This is a genomic window from Alteromonas sp. ABE4_545 (assembly GCF_056161325.1).
Map to the genome: position 1 here is coordinate 1 of NZ_JBSWYY010000049.1, position 10,327 is coordinate 10,327.

Annotated in this window: 13 protein-coding genes; all 13 read left to right on the forward strand. The window is 42.5% G+C overall.

Going from position 1 to position 10,327, the window contains the following annotated elements; genetic code table 11:
• Positions 1-338 precede the first annotated feature (338 nt).
• The 13 genes from ACXAH6_RS19965 (at position 339) to ACXAH6_RS20025 (ending at position 10,126) form a co-directional block, all read left to right on the forward strand.
• Complete coding sequence (locus ACXAH6_RS19965) at positions 339-731, forward strand: hypothetical protein (protein ID WP_474879715.1); 393 nt, start codon at positions 339-341, stop codon at positions 729-731.
• Between the two features lie 193 nt (positions 732-924).
• Positions 925-1,179, forward strand: a complete 255-nt coding sequence (locus tag ACXAH6_RS19970) for a type II toxin-antitoxin system Phd/YefM family antitoxin (RefSeq protein ID WP_013663003.1) — start codon at positions 925-927, stop codon at positions 1,177-1,179.
• Positions 1,172-1,435, forward strand: coding sequence for a Txe/YoeB family addiction module toxin (locus tag ACXAH6_RS19975; protein ID WP_474879717.1), 264 nt, complete (start codon positions 1,172-1,174; stop codon positions 1,433-1,435). Before ACXAH6_RS19970 ends, ACXAH6_RS19975 begins: the two co-directional genes overlap by 8 nt.
• A gap of 39 nt (positions 1,436-1,474) precedes the next feature.
• The gene (locus ACXAH6_RS19980; RefSeq protein ID WP_474879719.1) at positions 1,475-1,945 is read left to right on the forward strand and encodes a tautomerase family protein; all 471 of its coding nucleotides are present in this window, start codon (positions 1,475-1,477) and stop codon (positions 1,943-1,945) included.
• A 156-nt stretch (positions 1,946-2,101) separates the two neighbouring features.
• Entirely contained in the window at positions 2,102-2,392 is a 291-nt protein-coding gene (locus ACXAH6_RS19985; RefSeq protein WP_245953132.1) for a low molecular weight protein tyrosine phosphatase family protein, read from the forward strand.
• 136 nt (positions 2,393-2,528) lie between these two features.
• Positions 2,529-2,930, forward strand: coding sequence for a hypothetical protein (locus tag ACXAH6_RS19990; RefSeq protein WP_474879721.1), 402 nt, complete (start codon positions 2,529-2,531; stop codon positions 2,928-2,930).
• A gap of 1,001 nt (positions 2,931-3,931) precedes the next feature.
• Complete coding sequence (locus ACXAH6_RS19995) at positions 3,932-4,354, forward strand: hypothetical protein (protein WP_474879722.1); 423 nt, start codon at positions 3,932-3,934, stop codon at positions 4,352-4,354.
• Between the two features lie 118 nt (positions 4,355-4,472).
• A complete protein-coding gene (locus ACXAH6_RS20000) occupies positions 4,473-4,760 on the forward strand; it encodes a hypothetical protein (protein WP_156085917.1) in 288 nt (95 codons plus the stop codon).
• A 130-nt stretch (positions 4,761-4,890) separates the two neighbouring features.
• Entirely contained in the window at positions 4,891-5,241 is a 351-nt protein-coding gene (locus ACXAH6_RS20005; protein WP_474879724.1) for a hypothetical protein, read from the forward strand.
• A 1,050-nt stretch (positions 5,242-6,291) separates the two neighbouring features.
• On the forward strand, positions 6,292-6,642 hold the full coding sequence (locus tag ACXAH6_RS20010; protein WP_474879726.1) for a hypothetical protein: 351 nt from the start codon (positions 6,292-6,294) through the stop codon (positions 6,640-6,642).
• Between the two features lie 1,598 nt (positions 6,643-8,240).
• Complete coding sequence (locus ACXAH6_RS20015; protein WP_474879728.1) at positions 8,241-8,936, forward strand: aspartate/glutamate racemase family protein; 696 nt, start codon at positions 8,241-8,243, stop codon at positions 8,934-8,936.
• Between the two features lie 156 nt (positions 8,937-9,092).
• Complete coding sequence (locus ACXAH6_RS20020; protein WP_474879730.1) at positions 9,093-9,485, forward strand: hypothetical protein; 393 nt, start codon at positions 9,093-9,095, stop codon at positions 9,483-9,485.
• Positions 9,486-9,649: 164 nt separating this feature from the next.
• Complete coding sequence (locus tag ACXAH6_RS20025) at positions 9,650-10,126, forward strand: Imm50 family immunity protein (protein WP_474879731.1); 477 nt, start codon at positions 9,650-9,652, stop codon at positions 10,124-10,126.
• Positions 10,127-10,327: the final 201 nt, after the last annotated feature.

Consider the following 10,327-nt stretch of genomic DNA (forward strand, 5'->3'; position numbering starts at 1 on the left):
AGATATTGGAAGCAAATTGCATTTTCAGTGCTGTCGTAATAAGTTGGGCTAAATAGTTTTAGTATTGTATTAATCGTAAACGCGGCAATTTTGAGTGGGTTAGGGGATTTAGCAATACGCTTCGCATTGAGTTTTCACATTAACCACTTGCGCAGTTAACTCGCGATAAATTAAACCAAAACATAGGGAAGGTGTTTTAAGTCATGGTTTCAGCACATAACAAAACGCTTAAGACGCAGTCCGCTGTCGCGGCCTGCTGGGACACAAACACGCGGGGCGCTTCGCTATTATGCCCCACGCGTTTGCGCCCCTTAGCTTAGCGTTAGGTGCTAGTAGGTATGAGATTTAGCTTTTTACTTTTATTAATGACCATTCCATCTATTGGAATGGCTGAAGGCATGCCTTGCTGGATGAATCACGATACGGTTCCAACCAAACTTACACAAGTAGCGATACTCAAAACGCTTTTATTGCCTATTGACCTAGACGACCCTGAACAAGATTTAAAGGCCAGAGTTAGTCACAATGACTATAGATTTTTGGCTGTTGGTGGTTTTGGTATTGAATATCCAGGATTAAAAAATAAAACGCTACTTTGTACCTACGGCTACCGATTTATTGTAGGTACATCTGATGCTGTCGAAAGTGACGAACATAATGAACTTAGTGGGAAGTTTTCACTTTACGCAGAACAATATAATGTTTTACTTGAGGCACTACTTAATAGGTAGTATCGCACCTAACAAACCAAGTAAGCGGGACAATAACACGTGGGCTCCCGTCACTTCGTTCCGTATTATAGCCCACGTGTTATTGCCCCTTCTTGGGGCGTTAGCTGCCATGGCAAAGAAATGCACAACATCCTGTACATGTAATTAGTTTTAAACTAAACTTGTTCCATATATTGTACAAGTGAGGTGCAAAATGAGAATAGTCTCTTTTACCGAAGCCCGAAATGGACTTAAAGCCGTTTTAGATAATGTAATTAACGATGCAGACACTACTGTAATCACCCGTCGTGACTCTGAAGATGCTGTTGTAATGTCATTGGATTACTACAACAGCCTTATGGAAACTGTTCATTTACTTCGCTCCCCAGCGAACGCTGAACACTTAAATCGTTCAATAGCACAGTTTAAAGCGGGTAAAACAACCCAGCGAGAACTTATTGATGAGTGACAGGTTATTATCATGGACTGATGAAGCTTGGAGTAGTTACGTGTATTGGCAGACTCAAGACAAGAAGACCTTGAAACGTATAAATAAGCTAATTGCCGATGTTAAGCGCTCTCCATTTGCGGGGATTGGAAAACCGGAGCCTCTTAAAGAAAATCTTTCAGGTTTTTGGTCTCGCAGAATAGATGATACCAATCGTTTGGTATATGCCGTGGATGATACAGCGGTTACGGTTATCTCGTGTCGTTATCATTACTAGTAGGTGGCAGCTAACAAACCAAGTCAGCGGGACAATTACATGCAGGCTCCCGTCACTTCGTTCCGTATTTTAGCCTGCATGTACTTGCCCCTGCTTGGGGCGTTATACATCAAGGAAAGTACTGTGGTAGTAATCTATGGAATAGATAGTCGACTAAACCCAATTAAACGTCAGCTCTCAGACGCTATTCATTCGTGTATGCAATCCGAGCTGGGAATGCCAGAGGACAAACGCGCACATCGCTTTGTACCTCTTCCAGCAGACAATTTTTTCTATCCAAGTGGACGCTCAGACTCCTACACGGTCATCGAAATAAATATGATGAAAGGTAGGAAACCAGAGACTCAGAAATCCCTTATCAAATCGTTGTTCAACGAAATCTCGTCAAGTCTAGGTATTTCGCCAGTAGACATCGAAATAACGATCAAGGAACAAGAAAAATATCAGTGGGGATTTCGAGGAGTCACAGGCGACGAGGCGGTTGATTTGAACTACAAAGTAAATGTATAACAAACCGCTGTAGACGCACGCGGAGCGTGCTGGGACAAAAACACGTGGGCTGTCCTCGCTTCGCTCGGTATTATAGCCCACGTATTTTTGCCCCTAAGCGGGGTGTTATGTACTTAAAGAAATATGAACCTTTTATTCGTTTGTTCAGAAAATAGATTGCGTAGTCCTACAGCCGAAGAAGTATTCTCTGAATATGACGGTGTTAACGCTATCGGGTGCGGCACCAACCTGGATGCTGAGACACCTTTGTCTGGCGATCTCATCGAGTGGGCTGATGTTATTTTTGTCATGGAAAAGTCCCACAAAAATAAAGTATCGAAAAAATATAAAGAACTACTACAAGGCAAAAAATTAGCCTGCTTGGATATACCAGACAATTATGATCGTATGCAGCCAGAGTTGGTTCGGCTGCTTAAAAATAAAGTGCCAAGGTATATTAGGTTGTAATCGGCACGTACATAACAAACCGCTGTAGACGCAAGCGGAGCTTGCTGGGACAAAAACACGTGGGCCGTCCTCGCTTCGCTCGTTATTATAGCCCACGTATTTTTGCCCCTAAGCGGGGTGTTATATGCTTTTAAATATGATTAAACGAACACTACTTTTCTTACTGTTCTTTTCAGGTGCTGTTTATGCTGGGGGGAGTTCCTTCGATATTCGTATCACTAGCATAGAAACCCATGACACTAAGTTTCATATCGTTGGTGACGTTTTTGATAATTTCGATTATGACTCGTCAGGTTGTAAGAGTATTACTATCAAAGGTTATTTTGATAGTGCCGATTGGAAGAAGTACGACAAATTCATTAATAAAGAGTCTCATTTAGAGGCCTTGGCAATCCTACAAAAAGCAAGAGACCAAGCTACTAGTATTAACTTTGGTTATATTGGCGCAGGTTTAAAAAAGGTCGGGACTTGTGAATATCGCAGTAAGGCATTATTTTACGACGAGCATGGCGTGTTCTCTGTTTACACACGCATATAACAAACCGCTGTAGACGCACGCGGAGCGTGCTGGGACAAAAACACGTGGGCTGTCCTCGCTTCGCTCGTTATTATAGCCCACATGTTTTTGCCCCTAAGCGGGGTGTTATGTGCGTGTTTGAATTAGTCGCTTTAAAGTTGTCGGTTTTTGACAGGTTACACGTAAATTCAGCAACCACGCTTTGTATTTAACCTACGTAAAACCCGTTTTTTGTTTGGCTAGGTGTTGCGAGTAAATTGCATTTTCAGTGCTGTCGTAATAAGTTGGCCGCAGCAGTTTTAAGTTGGGTATTAATCGTTAACGCGGTAGTTTTAAGTGGGTTAGGGGATTTAGCAATGCACTTCGCATTGTGTTTTTACATTAACCACTTGCGCCTTTTACTCGCGGTAAATAAGTCCAAAACATAGGGAAGGTGTTTTAAGTCATGGTTTCAGCACATAACAAAACGCTTAAGACGCAGTCCGCTGTCGCGGCCTGCTGGGACACAAACACGCGGGGAGCTGCGCTATTATGCCCCACGCGTTTGCGCCCCTTAGCTTAACGTTATGTGCGTGTTTGAATTAGTCACTTTAAAGTGTCGGTTTTATCTATCTCAAAGGTGAATTCAACAATCAATGTTTGTGTTTAGCCTCAGTGGTAATTAGATTTTCGTCGGCCAGATATTGGGAGTGAATTGCATTTTCAGTGCTGACGTAATAGGTTGGTCGCAACAGTTTCAAGCTGGGTATTAATCGTCAACGCGGCAATTTTAAGCGTGTTAGGGATTTTTATAATGCACTTCGCATCAAGCTTTAACATTAACCATTAGCGCATTTAACTCGCGGTAAATTAAACCAAAACATAGGGAAGGTGTTTTAATTCATGGTTTCAGCACATAACAAAACGCTTAAGTCGCAGTCCGCTGTCGCGGCCTGCTGGGACACAAACACGCGGGGCGCTTCGCTATTATGCCCCACGCGTTTGTGCCCCTTAGCTTAGCGTTATGTGGCAAGGAGGGAACATTGCATTTACAGGACGTTTTAGAAACTTACAGGCAATTTCTGCTACTAAACTTCGTCACTATGAATGGCGTTTTATCTGAAGATTTACTGGCAGATTGGCTACAGGCAAATTGGGAAATAATTGTCGAGTCAAAACTTCAAGAAGCTAACCTTATTCCTGGCTTATTGGATGTTTATGGCGAGGGCGCTGATTGTAATGGTTCAAGCTCCAGAGTATCGCTGCCTGAAATGTTGCCGTCGTGTGCTGTTCATGTGCAAAAGGGATATGTTCTTCATTCATTTGGTACGCTGCAAAACGACTTTTTTATTCAATCGCCACCTTTCGATTATGTGAAAGGTGAAAATTCAAAGGCAGAAATCATCGTTAGATTAAACGATGCCCAATTTGAGATCGGTAAAACATATGACAGCATTGCCACATAACAAGCAAATTATGTCACTCGCTGCCGCTCGTTGGGACGCAAACACGTGCGCGGCTTCGCCATTATTGCACACGTGTTTGCGCCCCATATTTGGAAGTTATATGCCATGAGGATATTCGATGAAATGGAATTTTGATCAAGGAAAAAACGTTGCCGCACTGATTACTAAACAGGTGCTTAAAGATGGCTTCCCAATTTTGCAAGTAATTCACTATTCGGACGACCACTCTTGGGCGTTTATGTGTGGCACAACTAGCGAACCTAGTGACACCATGGTTGTAAGCATGGAGCAAGCAGTTGCCCTTGATGGTTCACTTCATGAGATAGCTCAGTTGCCAGCAGGTTGCATCGCAAGTAGAAACTCGCTAACCGATGACTGGCTGTGTGAGCGCGTAGATGGCATATAACAAACGCATTAACACTCGCTGCGCTCGCTAGGGACAAAAACACGTAGGCTCCCTTCGCTTCGCTCGGTATTATAGCCTACGTATTTTTGCCCGTTATGCGGGTGTTAGGTTTCAATTAAACAAAGGTTCTATGAATAAAAGGTACATTAAAATAGGAGCATCAGTTGCTTTAGCATTAATGTTAGCTCTCCCGGTTCAAATATTAATGGAAGCAACTCCAATTCAATATGCTTGGGTAATCGCGTGGTTAGTTTCTTTTGGTGCGGTTGTTGATGATAAATACAGCTTGTTCACTCGTGGCTTTATTTTTTTAGTGGTTTCAGTCACTTTATCCATGCTTGGAGTGGCGTTTGCAAAGAATATTAACTCTGATTGGGTGTGGTTAGTCGAGTATATTGGAAACATCATGCTGTTAACCGGATCTGGAGTAGGTGCAAACTTCATTGCACAGCACTTTTTAGATAACAGTCGTAAAACCTAACAAACGCATTAACACTCGCTTCGCTCGCGTGGGACAAATATATGTAGGCTCCCTTCGCTTCGCTTGGTATTTTAGCCTACATATATTTGCCCGTTATGCGGGAAGTTATGTCACTTTCAGGTTTTTATGACTCCGTGCAAACATAGACTCAATTTCATACAAAATCTTTTGGCATCTAGAACAATCAGATTTAAATGTTTGTTCTGTGGAAACTCTATTTATAGAGAGCATTATAGGGCCAGTACGTTTTTGGGGCCTCTGTTACCAATTTGGAGCTTGGGTTTAATTGTTTCTGCGTTTGTTTCCGAAATCCTGTTCTGGCCTACTATGCTGCTTATAGTCGCTGCAATTGGCGGAGCTTACCTGATTGATTTAAAGCAAAACTCGCTAGAAATCTACTCAGTTCAAGAGTCTGTAAACGATAATGCTAAAGCTCTGACAAATTTGTATTTGGCACTTGGTATCTAGCAATTGGTGCAATATTTGAGTTCGCGACATAACAAACCGCTGTAGACGCACGCGGAGCGTGCTGGGACAAAAACACGTGGGCTGTCCTCGCTTCGCTCGTTATTATAGCCCACGTATTTTTGCCCCTAAGCGGGGTGTTAGGCGTCATTTACTTACAGCATTAAAAAGTAGGTTCAGCGGTGACATTACAGCATTAAGGTTGTTTCGCTAGGTTGTCTTTACGGCTTGCTTTCTCAATTGTTTAAACAACTTTAGCAACGCGTTTTTCATAAACACCGCAACACCAACATTCTGTATCACCAGCTTTCTAAACTCGCTCTTTTATCCAGCATTACCGTTAACATCTGGCTTTTCTCACAGGGTTGTTTTATCTTAAATTCAATAATTTAAACAAGCTGGCTAATTGGCTAGTGGTGGCAGCAAAGCTGCGTACTTTCAGTTGTACGCCTAACAAAACGCTGTTGGCACTCCCTTCGGTCGCTGGGACGCTAACACGTGGGCTGACTCACTTCGTTCGGATTTTAGCCCACGTGCTAGCGCCCCAAAGCTTAGCGTTATGTTTACGCTAGGAATTAGGTATTGATGAGTATTCAAACGGCACGATTCCCCTTTTTTGCAATGAGCATTCTATTCGTCATACTCCTCATTCAAAAGCCATTGCAGGAAGCCGTTTACAACACTTTATATGCAATGTATTTCGTTTTTTCTTTTCTCTTTTTTATGTCACTGGCACTTGGGCAATACACAAAAGCGGCAATACAAAAAAACAAGTTAATGGTCCTGTTTCCTATTTATTCGTTAGTTTTTGTTATTTATTGGCTTACTCAGAACTGGCATCAAGGGCCAGTAAATTTTATATTAACTACACCTATTATTTGCGGCTTACTATTGGCGTGTATGTTAAAAATACAACTGCGCTTTTTTGGCAAGTAAACATAACAAACCGCTGTAGACGCAAGCGGAGCTTGCTGGGACAAAAACACGTGGGCTGTCCTCGCTACGCTCGTTATTATAGCCCACGTATTTTTGCCCCTAAGCGGGGTGTTATAAGGCGTCAGCCTAAACTGCGTTTGGCTAAATAAAAATCCCAATGCAACTACCCTCTCCTGTTTTCATTTGCATCGCGCTGGCTTGTGGTAGGTTTAAATCCGCCGCTTTCATTTTGAAGGTAGTGTAATAGGCGCTTTATCGCCAAGTTCTTATTTTCAGCCAGCAAGCGCCATTACACTTGAGAGTTAAAATGGCGGCTAGCTTCTGCCAAATCAAAAACATCACCGTACTGTCGTTTTGCTTGTTTGTGTTAACAATCAATCGTATGCTGGCATCAACAGTTTTTAAAAAGACCAAAGGAACTGGCTTTGCTTATAACAAGGCGCTTAAGACCACTCCCTTCGGTCGCTCGAACGCATTTACGCGGGGCGGCTTCGCCATTATGCCCCACGCAACTGCGCCGCTTAGCTTAATGTTAGGTTTCAATCGAACATTGCGGGGTTGGCGGTGCCAGCCTTCGCGATGAGGGGCGCACGGTTATTTATGGCTCCCGTGGATGCGGGAATACCCTCTAAATAATTGTGGTACCACGCCTCGCCAACCGGGTTGGTACCCTGGGCGGCAATCCACAGAATAGGCCTCGAAATCTATCTGTGGCGTCACGGCCAGTGACGTAAAACCTAGGTTTTAATTTCCTAGGTCGGCCTAGGAGTTAATGAGCAAACGTTATGTTTACTTTCAAAACTCCGAACTATGAGGTTACTGTTAATGTAGCTGCAATAATTAGGGCTTTAGTCCTAGTTCTTGTGCTGCTGTAACCGTTGGCGGGGTCACTTTTGTGGCCCCAAGCCAAAACCTAACAAACCAAGGCAGCGGGACACTAACACGTAGGCTCCCTGCGCTTCGCTTGGTATTGTAGCCTACGTGTTATTGCCCCTGCTTGGGGCGTTATATGCCAAGGTAGCTATGGTTCAACATTCCAAGAAAATAAGAGTACTTGCATACACTTGTGCGGTGATACTAATGCCTGTCTACATCGGTAGCCCACTTTCTATGATCTACTTTTCAGCAAAGCGGATACCAGAAGCTGACGTTTCAACCTCTATCTTCTTGGTTGTCGTTTGCGGCATATTGACATTCACATTTGGAAAGTTCGCCTACTTAATGTTTAGGTTCTTAAAATCTCTAAAGGTAAGTTTTACATTCAATGAAAGTGGCATTTCCCTAACAAATAATGGAAAAACTGATGTGTATTCCTGGCATGAACTAGAAAAATCCAAAGAATACGCAAGCTGCCAAATATTCTGCTTAATTGACTCCAAAGGCCAGCATTTGTTCTCTGTTTGGGAATACGCTGATAATTATGCCGAATTTCGTCAAATGACAGCGGACCAAATTGGCACATAACAAGCGCATTAACACTCGCTTCGCTCGTTAGGGACAAAAACACGTGGGCTGTCCTCGCTTCGCTCGTTATTATAGCCCACATGTTTTTGCCCCTAAGCGGGGTGTTATATTGCAATTGAGTTATGGAGAATCAAATGAAAACTATCGGAATGCTGGGCGGAATGAGTTGGGAATCAACTGCTAGTTATTACAAAGCTATAAATGAATCCGTTCGAAATAAATTGGGTGGTCTCCATTCCGCTAAAATTTGCATGTATAGCGTTGACTTTGATGAACTTGAAAAGTTACAACATCAAGGTAAATGGGCTGAAACAGCCGAAATTTTATCGAAAGCAGCTAGTTGTATCGAAGCTGGTGGAGCTGATTTCCTGCTGATATGCACAAATACAATGCATAAGGTTGCGCCTCAAGTTGAATCGTCAATTTCAATTCCAATCCTTCACATCGCAGACGCAACGGCCATAAAATTGGTATCAGACGGTGTTAAAAAAGTTGGTTTACTTGGCACACGTTTCACTATGGATCAAGACTTCTATAAGCAGCGTATTATCGACAATTTTGGTGTTGATGTGATCATACCAAACCCAGATGAACAAACGGTTATTCACGACATTATATACAACGAGTTATGTCTAGGCGTTATTGATGAAAACTCGCGAAACCAGTATTTGGAAATAATAAACGGTTTATATCAGCAGGGTGCTGAAGCCATTATTCTTGGTTGTACTGAAATAGCGTTACTTGTGCAGCAAGAACATACAGATGTACCGTTGTATGACACCACTGCAATTCATGCTGAAGAGGCCGTTTTACTTTCATTAGGCCAATAGTTCAGCAATATAACAAGCGGCTCAAGAGGGACTGTCAACGCATGGCGTATCCAGTCCCAATGAACCGAAGTGGTTACGGTTGTTGTGTTTGAGTTTAGTGTTAATGCGTTGCCAGCCCCTTAGCTGCAGCGTTATAAGCCAAAAGGAATTTAAAATTTGCTCTTCGACTGGTTTAAATCTGAAAAGCCAAATGTTTATCTTGGCTCCCTTGCGGTAGTTTCAGAAAGCAAGCTGTCCAACATTGAGCACCTTTTTACTTTCAATCATGATTATCTGCATGATCATATCCGTGAGAAGCTTGAAGAAATATTTACTTTAGACAGCATTCCGGACACTGAACATCAGAGGAAATCAGATATTGGTCTCTATGTTGTTATTGTAACCCTCAGAGGTGGTGAAGCTTTCGCTGTCAATTGGGGGACAGGTGCCTTACCTCTGTTTTGGAGGCCTAAAATAAAATTGGTATCTCGGCTTTACAACTTGCAATCTAAACGGACTATTCGCACGTTTAAGGTTTCTCAGTCCGTATCATGGAAAGAGTCTGTTTAGTTTTAGGGGCATATTTCGCCTTGGCTCTCTCTACGGTTCCAAAGATATGGAATTACTTCTTTACCAAGCATGTCTAGAACTCATAGACAAAATGCGCAAGGTTGTTTAGAAAAGGCTTATAACAAACAAATTAAGTCACTCGCTTCGCTCGCTGGGACACAAACATGGCGGCTGTGTCGCTTCGCTCCGATTATAGCCGCCATGTTTGCGTCCCTTATTTGGGTGTTATGCATTTAGTTGGATTCAGCATGTGGTTAGAGTATTTACATTCAAGTGAGGCCTTAGAGAAAATTTTTGAAGGAAGAAAATTCGGAGATAGGATTTACCTTCGTAAGGTTTCATTTGAAGAAAAAGATATCAAGTTAGTATTTGATTTACTTGAGTGGCCAGCTAATCCGCCTAAGAAGTGGGTCGAACAAAATTTCAACACCATTCAGGTTGAAATAGTACTCGGAGCGTGCGATGAGATTGTTTTAAAGGATTGGGCTATTGAAAATATGGGAGAATTTCGAGTAAAAAAACTTCCGGGAAACAGTGCCGAACTATATTCCTTTAAGTTTGTTTCGAAAGCTGGTGCCTATATAAGCTGTACCTGTGATGTTGTATTTTTTTCAAAAGTTTCAGCATATAAAAATGCATAACAAAGAAATCATGTCGCCCGCAGGCGGGCTGGGACACAAACAGGCAGGCGGCTTCGCCATTATAGCCTGCCTGTTTGTGCCCCATATTTAGGTGTTATACGCTTGAGTAATCATGAAGTTTCTTAAACTATTTTCCATTATCGTTTTATGCGCTGCTTGCTTTTTAGGTGGGGCATATTGGCACAAATCATCATTGCTCAA